Annotated in this window: 21 protein-coding genes; 6 read left to right on the plus strand and 15 right to left on the minus strand. The window is 44.8% G+C overall.

What is annotated here, in order from left to right; all coding sequences use genetic code 11:
- Positions 1 to 28 precede the first annotated feature (28 nt).
- From kdsA to THIAE_RS05350, 4 genes are all read right to left on the minus strand, one after another.
- Entirely contained in the window at positions 29 to 868 is an 840-nt protein-coding gene (gene kdsA, locus THIAE_RS05335) for a 3-deoxy-8-phosphooctulonate synthase (RefSeq protein WP_006460379.1), read from the minus strand.
- A gap of 2 nt (positions 869 to 870) precedes the next feature.
- Positions 871 to 2502, minus strand: coding sequence for a CTP synthase (locus tag THIAE_RS05340; RefSeq protein WP_006460380.1), 1632 nt, complete (start codon positions 2500 to 2502; stop codon positions 871 to 873).
- A 127-nt stretch (positions 2503 to 2629) separates the two neighbouring features.
- Positions 2630 to 3880 carry a tRNA lysidine(34) synthetase TilS gene (gene tilS / locus THIAE_RS05345; RefSeq protein ID WP_006460381.1) on the minus strand — a complete coding sequence of 417 codons (1251 nt, stop codon included), beginning with the start codon at positions 3878 to 3880 and terminating at the stop codon, positions 2630 to 2632.
- Complete coding sequence (locus THIAE_RS05350) at positions 3861 to 4817, minus strand: acetyl-CoA carboxylase carboxyltransferase subunit alpha (protein ID WP_006460382.1); 957 nt, start codon at positions 4815 to 4817, stop codon at positions 3861 to 3863. The genes tilS and THIAE_RS05350 overlap by 20 nt, the downstream gene beginning before the upstream one ends.
- 120 nt (positions 4818 to 4937) lie before the next feature.
- Between THIAE_RS05350 and THIAE_RS05355 the strand changes: the two genes are divergently transcribed.
- The gene (locus THIAE_RS05355; RefSeq protein ID WP_006460383.1) at positions 4938 to 5672 is read left to right on the plus strand and encodes a DUF481 domain-containing protein; all 735 of its coding nucleotides are present in this window, start codon (positions 4938 to 4940) and stop codon (positions 5670 to 5672) included.
- 58 nt (positions 5673 to 5730) lie between these two features.
- On the opposite strand, the gene ycaO is transcribed toward THIAE_RS05355, so the two are convergent.
- Positions 5731 to 7473, minus strand: a complete 1743-nt coding sequence (ycaO, locus tag THIAE_RS05360) for a 30S ribosomal protein S12 methylthiotransferase accessory factor YcaO (RefSeq protein ID WP_006460384.1) — start codon at positions 7471 to 7473, stop codon at positions 5731 to 5733.
- Positions 7474 to 7619: 146 nt separating this feature from the next.
- Between ycaO and THIAE_RS05365 the strand changes: the two genes are divergently transcribed.
- The gene (locus THIAE_RS05365) at positions 7620 to 7910 is read left to right on the plus strand and encodes a hypothetical protein (protein WP_006460385.1); all 291 of its coding nucleotides are present in this window, start codon (positions 7620 to 7622) and stop codon (positions 7908 to 7910) included.
- Here the strand turns inward: THIAE_RS05365 and THIAE_RS05370 are convergent.
- Both THIAE_RS05370 and THIAE_RS05375 read right to left on the minus strand, forming a co-directional pair.
- Positions 7876 to 8322: a YcgN family cysteine cluster protein gene (locus THIAE_RS05370; protein ID WP_006460386.1), complete on the minus strand. Its 447-nt coding sequence runs from the start codon at positions 8320 to 8322 to the stop codon at positions 7876 to 7878. The genes THIAE_RS05365 and THIAE_RS05370 overlap by 35 nt on opposite strands.
- Before the next feature lie 18 nt (positions 8323 to 8340).
- Positions 8341 to 9012 (minus strand): TIGR01621 family pseudouridine synthase, encoded by a 672-nt coding sequence (locus tag THIAE_RS05375; protein ID WP_006460387.1) that lies wholly within the window; start codon positions 9010 to 9012, stop codon positions 8341 to 8343.
- 94 nt (positions 9013 to 9106) lie between these two features.
- Between THIAE_RS05375 and THIAE_RS05380 the strand changes: the two genes are divergently transcribed.
- Entirely contained in the window at positions 9107 to 9553 is a 447-nt protein-coding gene (locus THIAE_RS05380) for a hypothetical protein (protein WP_006460388.1), read from the plus strand.
- 83 nt (positions 9554 to 9636) lie between these two features.
- Here the strand turns inward: THIAE_RS05380 and lpdA are convergent, their stop codons facing one another.
- The 4 genes from lpdA to THIAE_RS05400 all read right to left on the minus strand — a co-directional run bounded on the left by lpdA (position 9637) and on the right by THIAE_RS05400 (position 16147).
- Positions 9637 to 11406, minus strand: a complete 1770-nt coding sequence (gene lpdA, locus THIAE_RS05385; RefSeq protein ID WP_006460389.1) for a dihydrolipoyl dehydrogenase — start codon at positions 11404 to 11406, stop codon at positions 9637 to 9639.
- A gap of 15 nt (positions 11407 to 11421) precedes the next feature.
- Positions 11422 to 12753, minus strand: a complete 1332-nt coding sequence (gene aceF, locus THIAE_RS05390; RefSeq protein WP_006460390.1) for a dihydrolipoyllysine-residue acetyltransferase — start codon at positions 12751 to 12753, stop codon at positions 11422 to 11424.
- 27 nt (positions 12754 to 12780) lie between these two features.
- Positions 12781 to 15441: a pyruvate dehydrogenase (acetyl-transferring), homodimeric type gene (aceE, locus tag THIAE_RS05395; protein WP_006460391.1), complete on the minus strand. Its 2661-nt coding sequence runs from the start codon at positions 15439 to 15441 to the stop codon at positions 12781 to 12783.
- 217 nt (positions 15442 to 15658) lie between these two features.
- Positions 15659 to 16147, minus strand: a complete 489-nt coding sequence (locus THIAE_RS05400) for an RNA pyrophosphohydrolase (RefSeq protein WP_006460392.1) — start codon at positions 16145 to 16147, stop codon at positions 15659 to 15661.
- A gap of 142 nt (positions 16148 to 16289) precedes the next feature.
- Between THIAE_RS05400 and THIAE_RS05405 the strand changes: the two genes are divergently transcribed.
- Complete coding sequence (locus THIAE_RS05405) at positions 16290 to 16949, plus strand: histidinol-phosphatase (protein WP_006460393.1); 660 nt, start codon at positions 16290 to 16292, stop codon at positions 16947 to 16949.
- Positions 16950 to 16958: 9 nt separating this feature from the next.
- Here the strand turns inward: THIAE_RS05405 and THIAE_RS05410 are convergent, their stop codons facing one another.
- Positions 16959 to 17474, minus strand: a complete 516-nt coding sequence (locus THIAE_RS05410; protein ID WP_006460394.1) for a flavodoxin — start codon at positions 17472 to 17474, stop codon at positions 16959 to 16961.
- Positions 17475 to 17603: 129 nt separating this feature from the next.
- Between THIAE_RS05410 and THIAE_RS05415 the strand changes: the two genes are divergently transcribed.
- A complete protein-coding gene (locus THIAE_RS05415) occupies positions 17604 to 17846 on the plus strand; it encodes a hypothetical protein (protein WP_006460395.1) in 243 nt (80 codons plus the stop codon).
- Here THIAE_RS05415 and ampD read toward each other — a convergent pair.
- Positions 17843 to 18451 carry a 1,6-anhydro-N-acetylmuramyl-L-alanine amidase AmpD gene (gene ampD / locus THIAE_RS05420; RefSeq protein WP_006460396.1) on the minus strand — a complete coding sequence of 203 codons (609 nt, stop codon included), beginning with the start codon at positions 18449 to 18451 and terminating at the stop codon, positions 17843 to 17845. The two genes, THIAE_RS05415 and ampD, sit on opposite strands and share 4 nt — an antisense overlap.
- Before the next feature lie 59 nt (positions 18452 to 18510).
- Between ampD and nadC the strand changes: the two genes are divergently transcribed.
- Positions 18511 to 19365: a carboxylating nicotinate-nucleotide diphosphorylase gene (gene nadC, locus THIAE_RS05425; RefSeq protein WP_006460397.1), complete on the plus strand. Its 855-nt coding sequence runs from the start codon at positions 18511 to 18513 to the stop codon at positions 19363 to 19365.
- Here the strand turns inward: nadC and pgeF are convergent.
- Both pgeF and rluD read right to left on the minus strand, forming a co-directional pair.
- Positions 19362 to 20141 carry a peptidoglycan editing factor PgeF gene (gene pgeF, locus THIAE_RS05430; RefSeq protein ID WP_006460398.1) on the minus strand — a complete coding sequence of 260 codons (780 nt, stop codon included), beginning with the start codon at positions 20139 to 20141 and terminating at the stop codon, positions 19362 to 19364. The genes nadC and pgeF overlap by 4 nt on opposite strands.
- Positions 20142 to 20175: 34 nt before the next feature.
- Positions 20176 to 21249, minus strand: a complete 1074-nt coding sequence (gene rluD / locus THIAE_RS05435) for a 23S rRNA pseudouridine(1911/1915/1917) synthase RluD (protein ID WP_006460399.1) — start codon at positions 21247 to 21249, stop codon at positions 20176 to 20178.
- Positions 21250 to 21277: the final 28 nt, after the last annotated feature.

Below are 21277 nucleotides of genomic sequence, written 5' to 3' on the forward strand. Positions count from 1 at the left end.
AAACTTCAACACCAAACAAAATTCTGCATTAACCGATCAGACTTTGTTCAATAAAACCTTGCTCTTTGACTACATCATCCAATGCTTTTAACACCGCTAAAACCGGCTGTAAGTTGTCGAGTGGCCACATATTAGGGCCATCGCTTTTAGCATTCGCTGGATCTGGATGGGTCTCCATGAAAATACCAGCGACCCCGGCTGCTATGGCCGCACGGGCTAGCACGGGCACAAACTCACGTTGCCCACCTGATGTAGAGCCCTGCCCACCAGGTTGCTGGACAGAATGAGTCGCATCAAACACCACTGGGCAACCAGTACGACGCATAGAGGCTAAACCACGCATATCGGAAATGAGTGTGTTATAACCAAAAGATGTACCACGATCACAAACCATGATCTGCTCATTGCCTACTTCGCGCGCTTTCGCGACCACTTGGTCCATATCCCAAGGCGCTTGAAATTGGCCTTTTTTAATATTAACCGGCAGTCCTTGGCGACAGACATTTTGAATAAAGTTAGTTTGACGAACTAAAAACGCGGGCGTTTGCATAACGTCAACCACTGATGCCACTTCGGCCAACGGCGTATCTTCATGAACATCAGTTAGGACCGGCACACCGATTTCATCTTTAACTTTTTGTAAAATACGCAAACCCTCATCAATCCCTAAACCACGAAAACTCGCTGTTGAAGAACGATTAGCCTTGTCATACGAAGACTTAAAAATAAAGGGAATGCCTAATTGTGACGTCAACTCTTTTAACTTGCCTGCTGTATCAATAGCAAGTTGTTCTGACTCAATAACACAGGGGCCCGCAATCAGAAAAAAAGGTTGATCAATACCTACATTAAAACCGCATAGTTGCATAGCTATCCTTTTTGTTTAGCTGTAAGTGCCGCTGAAACAAATGCACTAAATAATGGGTGACCATTGCGCGGCGTTGAGGTGAATTCAGGGTGAAATTGGCAAGCAACAAACCATGGGTGGTCAGGAATTTCGATCGACTCAACCAAATTACCATCCGCCGAATGGGCCGAGAATACCAGGCCTGCTGCTTCTAGGCGAGCAACATAACCTTCGTTCATTTCATAGCGATGACGATGACGTTCACGAATAACAGCTTGACCATAGATTTCTGCAAGTTTAGTATCTGACTTAACATTACAATTTTGTCCGCCAAGCCGCATCGTGCCACCTAAATCAGATTGCGCCGAACGCGCCACAGTGGCACCCTGCTCATCTGTCCATTCGGTAATTAAAGCGACCACAGGATGAGGCGTATTTGGGTTTAACTCGGTACTATGCGCACCTGTCAGACCCGCAACATGACGAGCATATTCAACCACCGCCATTTGCATACCTAAACAAATACCAAGGTATGGCTTGCGAGATTCACGCGCATATTTAATCGCTAGGATTTTACCTTCTACACCACGCTCACCAAATCCACCAGGCACTAGGATCGCATCCATACTTTCAAGTTTTGCGATACCTTTCTTTTCTAACTCTTCAGAATCAAGGTAATGAATATTAACCTTGGTAGCTGAATGAATACCGGCATGAAGTAAAGCTTCGATTAAAGACTTGTAAGCTTCGGTTAAATCGACATATTTGCCAACCATGGCAATATTGACATCCGTCTGTGGGTTTAACTGGGCATGGACGACACGATCCCAGTCACTTAAATCCAATGCTTTAGAACCTATCAATCCTAAACGTTTGACAACGAGTTCATCCATGCCTTGTTCATGCAACATTCTAGGCACTTGATAAATTGATTTTGCATCAACCGAGTTAATCACTGCGCGCTCTTCCACATTGGTAAATAACGCAATCTTGCGTCTTTCAGCGTCTGCTAAAGGAATTTCTGAACGACAAATTAGGACATCGGGCTGAATACCAATCGAGCGCAGCTCTTTAACCGAGTGTTGTGTAGGCTTGGTTTTAACTTCACCAGCAACCGCTATATAAGGCAACAAGGTTAAGTGCATAAACATCGCATTATCGCGACCTACTTCTACACCCATTTGTCTAATCGCTTCTAAAAAAGGCAAGGATTCAATATCACCAACGGTGCCGCCGACTTCAACTAACGCAACATCGGCATCACCCGCTGCTTGACGTATACGCTGTTTAATTTCATCGGTAATGTGCGGGATGACTTGTACCGTGCCACCCAAATAATCGCCACGACGCTCACGACGAATCACGGTTTCATAGACTTGACCGGTTGAAAAGGAATTGGCACGACTAAAATTACGTTGCACAAAACGTTCGTAATGACCTAAATCCAGGTCTGTTTCAGCACCATCATCGGTTACAAAAACTTCACCGTGCTGCAATGGACTCATCGTACCTGGATCAACATTAATGTACGGATCCATTTTTAACATGCTTACTCGAAGGCCACGTGCCTCTAATAACGCACCCAGCGCCGCCGCCGCTATGCCCTTACCTAATGAAGAAACCACACCGCCGGTAACAAAAATATATTTGGTCATTACACACACTTTGTAAAAAACTTGAGGATGCAAGAAACGCTATTGATTTTGCGATTTAAAAAAAGTGCAAAAACTTTATAGCTTAGAATGGAAATGCATTTTAGCTTAAAAACCCCTAGGCTTCAATTTAATTCACGCCCAACAAATAACAACCTTGCTCGTTTTCAACGACCGGCCATGCTTCCCGTATCCAAGGAGGCACAGCCCGACTTTGAAACCATTTCTTTAAACTTACGCCGCCAAAGCCATCAGTTGGTGTCCGATTGCGTAATAGGAGTGGACATTGCGGAACTGTGAAATCTGAACCCACCCAAGGCCAATGTTTGATTAACCAGGTTTGCAACGCTAAAGGTTCATCAAACCTGAGGTGAAACATGGGGACATGCGCAGGGTAGTAAATATGATTGCGATAGCGCTGCATGGGCTTGCCCGCAACCTGTGTTTGCGGGTGCTTATCATTGGCTGCCGAACCAACCTGCTGGGCAAACCATTGCCAATGATGCTGACGTAAACGCAAACCATGAAACTCATCAAACCACCGCGCAATTAAAGCCTGCTGACGTGGCCAACTCAATTGACTGAGAAACACCCAATCAAACCGCTGAGAACTCGGTGACCAGGCCTGCCAATCCTGCTGCTGATACTCTGCTAAGAGTTCATGATGCTCTTGTAGAAGCCTTGCGGACATGGTGATTGATTGAGCTGGCTCAGTGTAACGTTGATTCAAAACGGGCCATAGCGTTTCACGCATAAATACCCGTTCATAATGTTGGTCATTATTCATCGGGTCAGTTACCCAGACGAGACCACAACGCTCAGCATAATCTTGCAGTGCTGCCTGACTCACATTTAACAGCGGCCGTCCCAACAGCTGATTTGGCTTATTCGGCTGAACACCTAAAGGTCGTAATAACCGCATACCAGTCAAGCCTTGTATTCCAGCCCCTTTCAGCAACCTTGCTAAAACGGTTTCAGCTTGATCCTGTTGATGATGTGCCGTTAGCAAGCAGGCCTGGTTAGCTAAAATATTTGCCAAGGCTTGGTATCGCGCTGCTCTAGCACGCGCCTCGATATTTGCGCCATCTTTTAAATCAAGGCGTAGAGTTTGATGCTCAACCTGCCAGACCTGAGCAAGTTGCTCACAATGCTGTTGCCACTGGTCAGCCGATTCATTTAAACCATGATTGACATGAACGCTAGATAAACTGACAGATACCGAAAAGCGCGTCGTGTACTGCTTGAGGGCATGCAATAAGACGGAGGAATCTAATCCACCACTCCATGCCACCACCAGTCGCGGAATGGGGTCGGCGACTTGACGAAGTTGTTGAAAAAAATGCTCAAACGCCTGATTAAGCTCAGAGCTCAACGTTACCATAACTCATATAACGCTGGTAGCGTTCGGCTAACAAGCTATCAATTGGCATAGATTTTAAGCGCGCCAATTCCTCAATAAGTATTTTTTTCAAACTATCTGCTGCTTGCTTAGGCGCACGATGCGCACCGCCAAGTGGTTCTGGCACAATAGCATCAATTAACCCAAGTGACTTAAGACGCTGTGCCGTCACGCCAAGCGCTGCCGCCGCATCCGCAGCATGCGCGGCACTTTTCCATAGGATAGACGCACACCCCTCTGGTGAAATAACCGAATAAGTACTATATTGCATCATAATCGTCTTGTCGCCCACACCGATTGCAAGCGCACCACCAGACCCACCCTCACCTATCACGGTACAAATAATCGGTACACGTAGTTCGGCCATTTCAATTAAGTTGCGAGCAATCGCCTCACTTTGGCCACGCTCCTCAGCATCAATACCGGGATAAGCACCGGGCGTATCAATAAACGTTAAGATCGGCATACTAAAGCGCTCGGCCATTTTCATCAGTCTTAAAGCCTTGCGATAGCCCTCCGGTCGTGGCATACCAAAATTACGACGGATTTTTTCTTTGGTATCACGTCCTTTTTGCTGCCCAATAACCATCACAGGCTGACCATCTAGTCGCGCTAATCCACCCACAATCGCCTTGTCATCAGCAAAAGCACGATCACCATGCAACTCTTCAAAATCAGTCAAAATATTTTTAACATAATCAAAGGTATAAGGACGTTGCGGGTGACGGGCAAGTTGCGATATTTGCCAATCAGACAAGTTTTTAAAAATCGATTCGGTTAAGGCCTGACTTTTGGCTTCTAATGATTTGATCTCTTGAATTAAATCAAAATCCTGGTTGCCTTCAAGGTGGCGCAACTCATCAATCTTGGCCTCAAGCTCAGCAATGGGTTGCTCAAAATCTAAAAAATCGAACTTCATGGTTCCATCCCGTCTGTAGTAATCCGCTTATAGTATCAAATTTTTGCAAATTTGACCTCCTCGTTAAGCTTGTTATACTGCACATCGATTTTAATTTACTGCTCAAAATAGGAACTATGTATGTTTAAAACCAATCCAAAAACACTCTTAGCCGGCCTGATCACTGTTGGCTTATTAACACCGCTCACAGCTCAGGCTAAAACACCCACCCTAGGCTGGAACGGTATGGGAGAAGCGGGCTTCAATAGTCGTACAGGCAACACGGTCAGTGAAAACCTAAATGCGAGACTGCGTGTTAACTATATCCAAGAAACGACTGAATATAAAAGTCTTTTGGAAGTTCAATATCGTTCTGAAAACAATCAAACCACCTCTGAACGCTATGTCATTGACTTACAAGCTGATCAATACCTTAACGCAGCACGTGATTTTTATGCCTTCGTTAATACGCGTGGTGAGCGCGACAAATTTGCCGACCTCGACTCAGATTTGAGTTTTGCTGTAGGTTTAGGCCGCGTACTATATCGAACTGATGCAAGCTTATTAAAAGGTGAAGCCGGTATAGGTTACCAAACAGTAAAATTTATCGAAAAAGATGATGATTTCGATCAAGTAACGGGACGGTTAAAACTCGACTTTGACCACCAATTTAATGAGACCTATAGCTTTGTACAAGACCTACTGTATTTTGTAGGCCCAGAGCAATATAAATTGGAAACCAACACCGGGTTACGTGCGGCACTAAATAGCAAATTCTCAGTCAGTGCTAGCTACAAATATCGTTACAACTCGAATCCAGGTGATGCGAAAAAGACGGATGGCGAAACCAATCTGTCGCTCATTTACCGTTTTTAATCATTTCAAAAATCGCGGGATAAAAAGCCATTACCCAGGCTTTTTATCCCGCGCTGATTCAATCTGCATAACCAAACGCTTGTTTAGCCGAACGTGCCTTATCCAATACCGCTAGCATACTTAGATGGCGCTGACTTTCAAAAAACATCGCACGCCCCAATGATAATCCCCAAAACCTTGCTTCACCATTGAGATGCTGCACAGCTTTAGCAACAACATCCTGACCAAACAAATGTGTTAGGGTCGCTTCATAATGCACAAATTGTTTATCCTGAAGTTTTAATGCTAAGCATAAATCCATTAACTCATAAATAGGCTGCCAGCTTGCCGCGCCAGCTGTCGCATACGCCTTAGCAATATAAAGTGAATCGGCCGCGGCTTCGTAATCCTGTAGTGCCAGCTCGGTCCAAAAACGTAGGTCAGCTATTTTTAATGCCGACCAGGCCTGGTTAGGATCAGGCATTAAACCAATAAGCGATGCCACACCTTGATGATCACTAAAGCCCACATGATCTAACACATTTAACACAGCGGCATAGTCCCCTTGCTCGGCACTAAATAAAGCTTCGCGTAATAAACGACCATCATTTTGATTTTTAAGCACCAATTCATCCATCGGATAGACCTCTGACATGCCTGGCACAATCAAGCGCGTCGCACAAAAATCATGATGTTGATAATCAGCGCGATAAACCCTAAAACCCAATCCGGTTACTTTAGCCAACAGCTCAGACCACTGCCCTGCGGTAGTTTGGGCACCCTCCCAGGCACAAAAGGCATAATCAGGTGTACTGGCCAACATATGCAAATTGATTAACCCAGACGAATCAATAAAGTGATTTTCTAAGTTTTCTGCTTCCGCAACAGCAAACTGATCCAGCGTAGGCGTTTGAAAGCCATCGAGATTTTGCAAATGCCGCCCTTGTAAGGATTCGGTTAACGTACGTTCTAATGCCACTTCGAATAAGGGATGCGCACCAAAAGATGCAAAACACTGACCTGTTTTCGGATTAAATAATGTGACATTCATCACCGGAAACTGCCCGCCCAATGACGCATCACGCACGGATACTGCCAGTCCTTGCGCTTTTAAATCTGCAATAGCTTGCGCAATCGCGGGAAACCCTGCAATCACCTCATCTGGCACTTCAGGCAAGCAAATATTTTCAGTCAGGATTTTATTTTTTACCCAGCGTTCAAAAACTTCTGACAAACCCTGCACGGCTGATTCTAATGGCGTATTCCCTGCGGATAAACCATTACTGGCATATAAATTACTCAAAATATTAACTGGAAAATAGACGCGCTCATTGGTTGTTTGTTCCGTCATAGCAATAGCGCGAATCATTGGACTCGTATCATTGAAACTTAACAAGTGATGTGTGGTAAGCTCCTGATGGGGATCATAGATTTGCCACAGTTCAGGTGTTAAAGCCTGGCGATAATCCTCTGGGGCAAAATGGCGATCATGGGGATAATACAGCCAGTCATTAAACTGCTGACCATCTCGTTCTTCGCGCAGGGTTAAATAATAATCAGAGAAAAAATAGTTAGTTGACAGGCGCTCTAAATACTCCCCCATTGCACTCGCTTGCGTCGCTTTGCGGCTTGCGCCTTTGCCATTGGTAAAAAGTGCCGGACAAGCTTTATCAAAAATATGTAACGAATAAATATTTTCTGCTGGGTTTAGCCACTGTTGCTTATCTAAATCGATCGCTAAATCATCAAAAATAGCCTGCATTTTTAGTAATGAAGCTTCAAGGCTCGCATCCTTGCCCTTAATTAACGTTTGTTCACTCATGAGGTATCCTGTTTTATTGGTCAATAAATTATTTTTTAGTTTATTTTTGATTTTTTTTGTCACATAAGGCTAGAATAAAACTGCAACCCTTGTAATTTTAACGCGATATTTTCTTTTTCCTTAACCATGCAACACCGGAGGATTTTATGAATCGTGCTCTAACACTATTAAGCGCTAGTCTTTTACTAGCAAGTGCAACACATGTCAATGCACAAAGTGGTGATCCGCGGGCAGGAGAATCTTTACATAAAGATGCTAATTGCCTAAGTTGTCATGCTGCTAACCCCTACAGCACAGCAAAAACACCCAGCTTTGAACGACTTATCGCAGCAGTTAACTTTTGTAATGTTAACTTAAACACGGGATGGTTTGAAGACGAGGTATTAGATGTGGCTACCTATCTTAATGAGAAATATTACAAGTATGTAATTGAATAACATAGTCTTCTGGTGCAATTCCCGGTGCAGACAAGACCACCGGGATACTTTGCAAACCATGATATTTAACTTGTTCTCTATTTCCCGTGTTTAGTGGGTGCCAAGCTGGTAAAGGCAAACCATGATATCTTAATCGATATGCACAGGTTTCAGGCAACCAGTCAAACTCAGCAACTTTACTAATATCTAATTGAACACATTCTGGTACGTATTTTTTTCGTTGACTATAGTTACTACAGAGGCCTGTTTTAATGTCCATTAGCTGACATGCAACTCGAGTATGTGCTAACTCACCCGTATCTTCATCAACTAACTTAATTAAACAACATAACCCACACCCATCACATAGGTTTTCCCACTGCTCATGATTTAAATATCTTAGTGGTAAATCTTGCCAATATTTAAGCGTCATTGAAATCCATCCCGATTATCAAAAATGCATCCATGGTTCAGCCCAACGCTGCGCGGTCAAAAAGGTTGAATTCGCCAAAAAACGCTGACCAGAACTAGGGGCAAGAACAAACTCAAACTGATGGTTATTTAAACTAAAGCGCAAAGCAAAAGCATGCAAATAACCCCGCTCCTCCTGCATAGCATCGGCCACCAACTGATATCGAATGTCGCCGGCAATTGGCGCGCCTAAACTTTTTAAAGCGACCCGAATCTGATGTGTTTTACCCGTATGGGGTTTAACCAAGAAAAAGCGTTCACCAGGTTGACTTGCAAGACTTATAAATTGGGTTATAGCAGGATTCATCATACCAACGCTCAAACGCCAGCTTCCTCGGCGACTTGCAACCATATCCCCTTTTACCCAACCCTGCTTTTTTTTGGGTTTATGGGTCGATATTGCTAAGTAATATTTTTCGATCAACCTTTGCTCAAACATTTGTTGAAATTGGCGAGCCACTTGATCTGTTTTAGCCATTATCACTAAACCGGATGTCATCTTATCTAGACGATGTACCGGATAGAGAGTTTGATTAAGTTGACGCTCGGCCAATACAACCAGGCCTGGTTGTTGCTCAGAGTGAAAACTAAGCCCATCGGGTTTATCCAACACAACAAATTCATTTGATTCAAAAACTACGGGAAGTGTCATTTAGTGGCCAATAAATTTATCAGTCGTATTTTGTTTTCACTTAGGCTATGCTTAACATTGTTTAATAACATCAAAATCTTCTAGAAGGGTTTCTATGTCTGAATTAAGTCCACAAGAAAAAATCCAAACTTGCTTAGATTATCTTGACAAACGTCTCGAGGAAACCTCACTTCAAACCATTCAAATAGCCGAGACAATTTTAGCCGATATCCGCGAACTCAACCTAGACTATTCTGAAGCAGCTAAAAATAATCAGTTAGCCGAATACTTAACTAGGTTACGAGATACACAGGTGAACTGGATGCACCAACTTCAAGACATCATTCTTGAACAAACAAATAGAGATCTTAGCGGGCAAGTTATTCAGGTGCTTAACAACTTCACCAATAAACTCAATGAAGTACACCTTAAACATTTAGATTTTGATTTACCCAGTGCAGTGGCATCCAAACAGGCTAATGCTTTTGAATATCTGAGCCAAGAAGAAATAGATTTACTTTTTTCAGATCAAAACATGCCAAGTGAAAACAAAGACTTATAACCTCATCTATCACAGACTTGGTGTACCTTGTAATCAAATGTGTGTCCCATAAATCAATTATGGGACACTAGCCAAACTAAAGATTATTTTTTCTTTTTAGGCGCTATCAAATCCGTGATCGTGCCTTCAGCCATTTCAGCGGCAAAACCAAGTGTCTCACTCAAGGTAGGATGAGGATGAATGGTTAAGCCAATATCCTGCATATCAGCACCCATCTCAATCGCTAACATGGCCTCAGCAATCAACTCACCCGCATTCGTACCGACAATGCCCGCACCCAACAAGCGATGAGTTTTGGCACAGAACAAGGCTTTAGTTAAGCCTTCATCGCGCCCGATACTTAAGCTGCGACCTGATGCTGCCCAAGGGAAGGCCCCTTTTTCATATTCAACCCCTTCGGCTTTGAGCTGGTCTTCAGTCTTACCCGCCCAGGCTACTTCTGGATCAGTATAGGCGACCGAAGGAATCCCCATCGGCGTAAAGGCACTGGGTAAACCACAAATTACTTCGGCAGCCACTTTACCTTCATGCACCGCTTTATGTGCCAACATCGGTTGCCCGACAATATCACCAATAGCATAGATGTGAGGTACGTTCGTTTGTTGACGCTCATCGACTTCGATAAAGCCCCAATCGTTAACCGCTACACCAGCAAGCTCAGCGTCGATCAATTTACCATTAGGGGTTCGACCAACCGCGACTAATACGCGATCAAAGGTGTCTTGGGTAGGACAATCCTTGCCCTCAAACGACACCACTAAACCGCCTTCTGACGCTTCAACATGCGTGACCTTAGATTTTAAAAACACATTTTCATAGCGCGATTTAATCCGTTTTAACAACGGGCGACTAATGTCCTTATCCGCACCGGGAATAATGGTGTCGCCCAACTCAACAATCGTCACTTTTGATCCCAAAGAATCGTAAACCTGAGCCATTTCTAAGCCAATAATGCCACCACCAATCACTAATAAACGTTTTGGAATCTCGGCCAATTCAAGTGCATCGGTAGAGTCCATTACACGAGGGTCATCATGAGGAATAAATGGCAACTTGATCACGCGAGAGCCAGCGGCAATAATCGCTTTTTCAAACGAGATGGTTTGTGTTGAACCGTCTTCCGCTGTCACACTAATTGTATTAGCCGAGCTAAACTTACCATAACCGGTCACCACTTCAACTTTTCGTTGTTTCGCCAAAGCAGCCAAACCACCGGTCAGTTTAGTGATCACGCTATTTTTGTATGCACGCATTTTATCAAGATCAATGCTGGGTTCGGCAAAACTAATACCATGCGCCGCCATATCTTTAGTCTCATTCAGAATCACCGACATGTGTAACAGCGCTTTAGACGGAATACAGCCTACATTTAAACATACGCCGCCAATGACCGGATAACGCTCTATTAGAATAACTTTTTTGCCAAGGTCAGCCGCACGGAAAGCAGCGGTATAACCACCGGGTCCACCGCCTAATACCACCACTTCAGCTGTTTTATCAGCAGCAGGTAAGTTTTGATTTGAACGTGCTTGCGACGACACAGTAGCTGACTGAACTTGTGCTGGTGCAGACTCGGCTGCAGCTGTTTCAGCTAGTTGAGCAGGTCGCTCATCAGCAATTTCCATCTGACCAATAACACTGCCTGCACGAACCTTATCGCCCACTTTTACGGTCACAGCCACCACTTTACCCGCAAAAGGTGAAGGCACTTCCATCGTTGCTTTATCTGATTCAAGCGTCAATAATGAATCATCTTGAACGACTTCATCACCGACATTCACCAGTACTTCAATAATATCGACGTCCGCAAAATCGCCAATATCAGGAACCCGTATTTCAACAACTTGACTCATACTTGCTCCTATCTATTAAAGCAATAACTGGCGAATATCCGCCAAATGCTGACCAACAAACTGGGTGAAACGCACCCCTTCGGCACCATCAATCACGCGATGATCATAAGAAACACTAAAGGGCATGATCAAGCGAGGTTGAAAAGCAGCACCATCCCATACGGGCTGCATAGCGGCTTTCGACACACCCATAATCGCCACTTCAGGTGCATTCACAATCGGTGTAAATTGTGTGCCGCCAATGCCACCCAAACTTGAAATACTAAAGCATCCACCAGAGAGATCTTTAGGTGACAACTTACCGTCGCGTGCTTTGGCACTCAACTCCATTAAATCGCGCGATAGTTCAAAGATAGATTTTTGATCCACATCACGCACGACTGGCACTACTAAACCATTGGGCGTATCGACGGCAATACCAATATTGAAATAGCTTTTACGGATTAATTTTTGTCCATCAGGCGACAAAGACGCATTGAAATTAGGGAAGGCTTTTAATCCAGCGACCACCGCTTTCATAATAAACACCAACGGGGTGAGTTTAACGCCGGCCTTTTCAGCCTGTGTCTTCATGTCCTTACGGAACTGTTCAAGATCGGTAATATCGCACTCATCAAACTGGGTAACATGCGGAATATTGAGCCAAGCTGTGGCAAGGTGTTTGCCAGAAATCTTTTTAATCCGGCTCAGCTCAATTTCTTCAATTGCCCCAAACTGGGCAAAATCAATGATAGGCACAGCTGGGATACCGCTACCGCCGGTCACCGCAGCCGTACTACCGGACTGCATAACCGATTTTACAAAGGCTTCAATATCTGACTTTAGAATACGCCCTTTGCTACCCGTACCCGCAACCTTGGTCAACTCAACTCCAAGTACTCTTGCAAACGCACGTACCGCCGGCGTAGCATGATGCACGGCACCACTGCTTTGACGATTAACTGGCTTAGGGGTGTTGGCCACAGAACTCGCAATGGGTAATCCCACATTAGATGCGTGAGTTTGCTCATGTAGCTTGGGTGTTACCTCAGCCTCTACTGATGTAGTATCTTGCTTAGGCGCTTGTGCGACCGCTTTTTCGATAACTGGCGTGGCGGCTTCGCTGGCTTCTGCAACCTCAAGATCACAGATATAGGTGCCTTTTGCCACCTTATCACCTACCTTAACCTGCAAATTCGATACCTTACCGGCATAAGTTGCAGGCACTTCCATCGTTGCCTTGTCTGATTCCAAGGTCAACACAGAGTCATCAAGCTGAATCTGATCACCTTCTTGAATCAATACTTCAATCACATCAACGCTATCAAAATCGCCGATGTCAGGGACTAATAACTGTATTTTTGCCATCTTAATATCCTTAACTATCAGCGTTAATTATGCGTGAATCGGGAAAGGCTTTTCCGCATCCAAACCATACTGAGCGATGGCTTTTTCAAGCACCTCCGCTTTAATCTTGCCTTGAGCTTTTAACGCTTTTAACGCCTCAAGTACAATATAGTATCGATTCACTTCAAAAAACTTACGCAATTGTTCACGGGTATCAGAGCGGCCAAAGCCATCTGTTCCTAATACGTGATAGTCACCTGGCACATATTCACGAATGCGATTTGCATAATCACGAATATAATCCGTTGCGGCAATAAAGGGCCCTTCAGCGTCAGCCAATACTTGAGTAACATAAGGCACCTTAGGCTCAGCAGCAGGATGCAGGGTATTCCAGCGCGTCACTTCCATCCCATCACGACGCAATAGGTTGAAGCTTGGCACACCCCAAATATCTGCAGCTACATCCCACTCAGTTTCTAACAGCTCTGCCGCTGCAATCACTTCACGGAAAATAGTACCTGAACCCATCAATTGCACACGATGTTTGGCTTTAGCAGTTGATTGTTTAAATGGATAAATCCCTTTTAGAATGCCCTCTTCAACACCTTCAGGCATACCTGGATGGCTATAGTTCTCATTCATTGCAGTAATGTAGTAGAACACGTCTTCTTTATCAGTCAACATTCGACGCAAACCATCTTGAATAATTACCGCCATCTCATAACCAAATGTTGGGTCATAGCTAAGGCAATTTGGAATCGCATCGAACATCACCAAGTTGTGACCATCCTGATGCTGTAAACCTTCACCTTCCAAGGTTGTGCGTCCTGCCGTACCCCCAATTAAGAAACCGCGTGCCCGTGAATCACCTGCAGCCCAGGCCAAATCACCAATACGTTGGAAGCCAAACATCGAATAGTAGATATAAAATGGAATCATCGCCACACCATAGTTGGCATAGGCGGTTGCAGCAGAAATCCATGAAGACATGGCGCCCGCTTCATTAATGCCTTCTTCCAACACTTGGCCGTTTGACGACTCTTTGTACCACATCAATTGATCATGATCGACCGGCTCATACAACTGACCTGCTGGGTCATAAATACCAATTTGTCTAAACAAACCTTCCATACCGAAGGTACGAGCTTCATCGGGAATAATAGGTACGATTCGCTTGCCTAACTCTTTATCACGCAAAATAATAGATAGAATTCGCACAAATGCCATGGTTGAAGACATTTCACGGTCAGCTGTACCGTCTAGCAACATTTTAAAAGCCGCTAAATCAGGCACCGACAAACTTTCTGCTTTATCCTGTCTACAAGGCAAAGCACCTCCCAGTTCCTGACGACGAGCGCGAACATACTCCATAATCGGACTATCGTCTGCCGGACGATAAAAAGGCACGCTGGTTTCTAGCTGCTCATCAGAAATCGGTACTGAGAAACGGTCACGAAAATACTTCAAGCCATCAAAATCAAGCTTTTTCTGTTGATGGGCACTATTGGCAGCCTCACCAAACTCGCCCATACCATAACCCTTAACTGTTTTAGCCAAAATAACCGATGGCATATTTTTAGTTTCAGTCGCGCGCTTGTAGGCATTGTAGATTTTGCGCGGTGAATGGCCACCACGGGTTAGACGGAAGATTTCATCATCAGTCATATCCTTAACCAAGGCAGCTGTTTCTGGGTACTTACCAAAAAAATGTTCACGCACATAGGCACCGCTTTTCGCTTTGTAAGCCTGGTACTCGCCATCCACAACCTCGCCCATACGTTCAATCAACTTACCCGTGACGTCTTTAGCTAACAAAGTATCCCAGCCGGTACCCCACAATACTTTGATCACGTTCCAGCCCGCACCGCGGAACATGCCTTCTAATTCCTGGATAATTTTGCCATTGCCACGCACAGGGCCATCAAGACGCTGCAAGTTACAGTTAACTACAAAAATTAAATTATCCAAATGCTCACGCTGGGCTAATTGAATCGCGCCACGTGATTCCGGTTCATCCATCTCGCCATCGCCTAAAAAGGCCCAAACTTTTCTACCTTCAGTTTTGACTAAACCACGTTTTTCCATATATTTCATAAAACGTGCTTGGTAAATAGCCATTAATGGACCTAGTCCCATCGATACCGTAGGGAATTGCCAAAAATCCGGCATCAGCCATGGGTGAGGATAAGAAGATAGACCGTTACCGTCTACTTCTTGGCGGAAGTTGTTTAATTGATCTTCACTGAGGCGTCCTTCCATAAAGGCACGCGCATACATACCTGGCGCAGTATGACCTTGAAAAAACACCATATCACCGCCAACTGGGTGATCAGGCCCCTTAAAGAAATGATTCATGCCAACTTCATACAGGGTACAACTAGAGGCATAAGAGGCAATATGCCCGCCCACACTCGTAGCCTTATTCGCTTTGACGACCATCGCCATGGCATTCCAACGAAGAATTGAGCGCACACGACGTTCAATGCTCAAATCACCTGGGTAATTGGCTTGTTCTTCTTGGGCGATGGTGTTGATGTAGGGGGTATTTGCAGAATAAGGTATATCGATGCCGTGAACACGGGCTTTTTCAATCAGAGTTGCAATCAAATGCTGGGCTTTTTCAGCGCCTTCAAATTCAACAACAGCTTCTAAAGCATCGAGCCACTCTTGCGTTTCTTGCGGATCTTGATCAATGAATTGATCACTCATAGTTATCACCTCTTGGGTTAAGCAACCACGTACCATGGGTTACAATTTGGTACGCGAAATAAACAGAGGACTTTTCAGGTAATCGTTTTTGCATTACCCTTCAAGCCTCTAACCTGAAAATTTTATGGCGGCAATCATACCATTTTTTTGCACTAAAAAGATAGCCAGGCTCAGACCCAGCTATAAGAGAAGCCATTAAGCTATTGATTTTTATGATCTAACGGGTAATCCAAAAGGCATTTAATGCCGGCTCTAGCTCGGAAAGTGCTTGCTGATAGACGGATTGTTTAAAGCTAACAACCTGTTGAACAGGCAACCAATAATCGACCCACACCCAATCTTCAAACTCAGGTGATGGATGAACACTCAAATCAATGGCCGTTTCTTCGGCTTCCAGTCCGAGTAAAAACCAGATTTGTTTTTGACCAATGCAGACTGGATGACTATTTTGTCGAATCAGGTGTCGAGGTAAGTCATAGTGGAGCCAGTCCTGGGTTTTAGCTAGGACTCTAACATCTGATGGATTGAGACCCACTTCTTCTTTTAATTCTCGAAATGCAGCTTGTTGGGGCGTTTCATAGTCACGAATCCCGCCTTGAGGAAATTGCCAAGCATCCTGCTGAATGCGCTTACCCCAAAATAGTTTTCCATGCTTGTTTACGATTATAATACCAACATTAGGTCGGTACCCATTGGAATCTATCACCAGATCGTCCTTCAACCGCAACCTGTGCGTCTGTGTAATTATAATTTTTTAATGATGACCAACTTTAGGCATTTTTTCAATCGCCAAGCAGGTTTTATTTCACGCTATTAACTATTTAATACGAATTTAAAAGGACATTATTTTGAGCAATCTGACTATTTTTGATCTCGACAACACGTTGATTGGCGGAGACAGTGACTATCTGTGGGGCGAGTTTTTAATTGCTCAGGGCTTGGTGGACGCAGCCGAACACAAAGCGAAAAACGATGCGTTTTATCAACAATATCAGCAAGGAAATTTAGATATATTTGCCTATCAACGCTTTGTACTCCAACCCTTAATGGCGTTTACACAAGACGAACTGGCACAACTACACCAAAACTTCATGGCTGAGTTTATTGAGCCAATTCTTTTACCCAAAGCCATAGATTTAGTGGCCAAGCATCGTGATCAAGGCGATACCCTACTCATTATCACTGCGACTAATGAATTTATCACCCGCCCGATTGGACAGCGCTTAGGGATTGAGAATTTAATTGGCACCCAACCGGAGATAGTTAAAGGACGCTTTACTGGGGAGGTGGCAGGCATTCCTTCTTTTCAAGAAGGCAAAATTTTGCGTCTTAAACACTGGTTAAAAACCCAATCGCCCGATTTGACCTTGAGCCACTTTTATTCTGACTCGCACAATGACTTACCCTTACTTAAACGCGTACCCTATCCTGTTGCAGTCGATCCAGACAACAGATTACGCAGCCACGCGGAAACACATGGCTGGCCTATTTTGAGTCTGCGCGATTAACAATTGGCGTTAAAGTTCCATTTCTTCTTTAATCTGAGCAACCCAGTCTTTGACCCGTTGCTCAGTTAACTCTGCTTGCTGGTCTTCGTCTATGGCCAAACCGACAAAAAACTCCCCATCCTCAGTGGCTGCCTTCGACTCGTCATATTCATACCCCTCAGTTGACCAATAACCAGCAGGGGTACCGCCGTTCTGTAACACCACATCATGCATCATGCCGACGGCATCGATAAAGTATTCCGCATAATCAGCCTGGTCACCTAGCCCAAAACAGGCAACTGTTTTACCACTAAAATCGATAGCACAAAAATCTTCCCAAAAATCATCCCAGCTACTTTGACGCTCGCCATAGTACCAAGTAGGCTGACCCAAAATAATCTTAGTGTAAGCATCAAAATCACTGGCTTTAGCGCTGGCAATATCATGGACCTCGACACGGTCGGCACCTAGCTCATTTTTTATCATGTCTGCAACGCGCTCAGTATTTCCCGTATCCGTACCATAAAAAAGACCAATTTTTTCCATTTGCAGAACCCTTATTCAAACGTGATTAAAACTGTTAAGATAATATAAAAAATATAAAAGCAGGCAAACCTAATGGGATGCATGATAGCACAGCCTACCCAAGGCGCCAATTGAGTGTGTTTATCCTAAATGATGAAAAAAATTGATTATCAAATTGACTGTTATGCCTGCCAACATTTTGAAATTACCTGGCAAGCCACCCACCCACGTGCCTGCAATGCCTATGGCTTTAAAACACGCAGCCTACCCAGCCAAGTTGTGTTGGCCACTTCGGGCCAACCCTGTTTGAAGTTTTCACCCAAGCGTCCCCTCGATACCGAAACCGCAGCGACGCAAGCCTCTTCCTCAAGCTCAATTAACATTAAAGTTTAGGCATTTAAATTTAACGTCCTATTGGTTAACCTTGCCAAGCTAGCCCAGTTAAAAAAAGGGCCAGGATCGGTTTTACGTCCTGGCGCAATATGCTGATGGCCCAAAATCTCAAGTGGTTTATTTATCCCATGTTGATTCAATAGCGCTTCTAAATCTTGAATCAAGTCGGCCAAGACTTGATATTGAATGGCGGTGTACGTCTGATCATCAGACCCCTCCAACTCCACCCCAATTGAAAAATGATTGCACTGGGCCTCCCCGTGATACATCGACACCCCCGCATGCCAGGCCTGGTCAAAAACATTAACAAACTGATCTAATTGACCATTGCGCTGAATAAGAAAGTGCGCGGACACCTTAAGCTCAGCTAAGTCATGCATGCCTGCTGCTTCCAAGGGGGCAGCTTGACCCAAAAAAAGCGCATGAATAAGGCCGGTATTAAACTGGTTGCGCGGCAAGCTGATGCCATGCACCACTAATAGTCTTATATCCTTAGGATTTGGGCGAGGCGTGTAAAAAGGACTTGGATAATGGCTAGCTCCCGCTAACCAACCCAATTGTGGCTGCTGTTGATTTAATGGCATCTCAGTCACTGTCATTTTCATGGTTTGTTATAATACCCCGTTTAAACTATGCTGCTAGCATACCAAGAGTAATGGCCAAGATGAAAAAATTAGATTACCATTATGACCTCGTCAATACAGTTCGTAACGCCTTGCATGAAGACATGGGCAGTGGCGATTTGACCGCGGATTTAATCGCTGCAGACACACAACTCAATGCCCACATTGTTTGTCGAGAGCCGGCCATCCTCTGTGGCCAGGCCTGGTTCAATGAAGTCTTTCATCAACTCGATCCAAGTATTCAAATTGCTTGGCTGGCTCAGGATGGTGATCAGATTGAGACGGATCAAGTTCTGTGCAGGTTGCAGGGCCCCGCTCGTGCTTTGTTATCAGGAGAGCGCACTGCACTCAATTTTCTACAAACCCTGTCAGCTACGGCAAGCATCACCGCAAGGTATGTGACCGCAATGGGTCAAACAACCACTCAATTGCTTGATACACGCAAAACATTACCAGGCCTGCGGTTAGCCCAAAAGTATGCGGTCGTATGTGGTGGCGGAAGCAACCATCGTCAAGGGCTGTATGATGCTATTTTAATCAAAGAAAACCATATTCATGCCTGTGGTGGCATCACACCTGCTGTCACCCGTGCCAAAGCACAGCATCCGGACACGCTTGTTGAAGTTGAAACCGAAAACCTCACCGAGGTTGCTGAAGCCTTGCAAGCCGGTGCCGATATCATTATGCTCGATAATTTTAATCGTGAAGACACGTTACAAGCTGTGGCGCTTAATCAAGGCCAGGCCAAATTGGAAATTTCTGGCAATGTGGAGCTTGAGCAACTAGCAGAACTAGCCCAACTAGGTGTTGATTACATCTCAACTGGCGCCATTACCAAACATCTTCGCGCTATTGACTTGTCGATGCGCTTTACGGCTCCAACAGCAACAACTTAATAAGGATTAATCCAAATACAACTAACCATCCGACCGGTGGTCGCCTGGCGACGATAGGAATAAAAGTCTTGTTGATGTTGATAAGTACACACACCACTTTGATACACCGCTTGCACACCGCCGGTTCGTAAGACTGACTCAGCCATAGCCGGTAAATCGGCTAACCAATGGGTCGGGTTGGTGGCATTCACTTTAAAAAAAGGCTGCCAACGGGGCTCACGCGTAATAAAATCGGCGCGAAAATCTTCACTCACCTCAAAACTTGCCTGCAAAATGGATGGACCTATCCATACTAAATAATCTTTCGGTTCGCCTGGTAGCGTTTGCAATGTCTGCTCCAAAATACCATCTAACAAGCCCTTCCAGCCAGCATGCACGGCTGCCACAACAGGTTGACGGAAATGACAAAATAAAACCGGCATACAATCGGCGGTTAAAGTGGTCATCACCAGGCCTGGTTGGGTAGTCCACATACCATCCGCAATTGGCATCACCGCTGCAAAATCCTGTGGCGCTTCCAATACTGTGGTCGTATGCTGCTGTGCCATCCAAAACCATTGCATATCGGGGGCCACAGCATTGCGAAGTGCCAATCTGTTTTGCGTAACCGCTGCCTGCTCATCACCCACATGATCGGCCATATTAAGACTCGCGTAAGCCCCCGTGCTCACCCCACCATGACGCAGGGTGGTTAACGCCCCTACCCAGGCAGGCGCGGGCCAATCAGGACGTAAAAAAGACATCTTGCTTTTATTCATCAAGCTCGCTTGATTCATTATCCGCCTCTCCCAATTTCACCAGGCATAACGACTAATACTCCTCTGGAATATCCGCGTCCGTGACCCACTCCACTTCAACATCATAGTCATAATCGATTTCATCATAGGCATTATTGCGGTTGGCAATAAAATCAACCTGATCATCACGTAAAATATCAATTAACAAACCCATATCATCCGGCATAGCGGCTTTCCACTTCATGGTTTTACCGCTAACCGGATGGGTTAGACTTAATACGCCCGCATGGAGCGCCTGACGTTTAAAGCCTTTTAAAATCTCAATAAACTCCGGCATCATTTGCTTAGGAATGCGCAATTTAGAGCCATACAAGGGATCACCCAGTAATGGAAAACCCAAATGAGACATATGTACTCTGATTTGATGGGTGCGGCCAGTTTCAAGACTGACTTTAACATGCGTATGGGCGCGAAACTTCTCCGCGACACGATAATGACTGACCGCAGCTTTACCACCTGCCACACGAACAGCCATTTTCTTGCGATCAGTTACATGTCGGCCAATCGGTTTATTCACCGTGCCACCTGAAATCATATTGCCAACCACAATCGCATCGTATACCCGTTCAACATCATGACGTTGCAACTGGTCAACTAGGTGATGCTGTGCTTGTAAAGTTTTAGCGACTACCATCAGACCCGTGGTATCTTTGTCAAGCCGATGAACAATGCCCGCTCTAGGCACTTGGCGCAACGCAGGCGCATAAGCCAGTAAACCATTCAATAAAGTTCCATCAGGATTGCCGGCACCTGGATGCACCACCAAGCCTGCTGTTTTATTAATGACTAAAATCGCTGCGTCCTCATAAACAATATCTAATTCCATCGATTGAGCGACTTGCTGCGTTTCATCCTCTTCTAAAGGCATCACACTGACCAATTCACCGCCCAACAAGGTATGACGGGGTTTAGTAATTACGACACCATCCACAGTCACTCGCCCGTCTTTTAACCAGGCCTGCAAACGGCTGCGCGAATAATCAGTGAAGGCTTTTGCAATCGTCGCATCAAGACGCGCCCCCATATCTTGGTGGCTAACGCGAAAACTAAGCGGTGATTCAGATTCAGAGGTCAACGGGTTATTCAAAACAGATCCTTAAGACTAAATTGTTTGT

The organism is Thiomicrospira aerophila AL3, from assembly GCF_000227665.2.
Classification (GTDB): domain Bacteria; phylum Pseudomonadota; class Gammaproteobacteria; order Thiomicrospirales; family Thiomicrospiraceae; genus Thiomicrospira; species Thiomicrospira aerophila.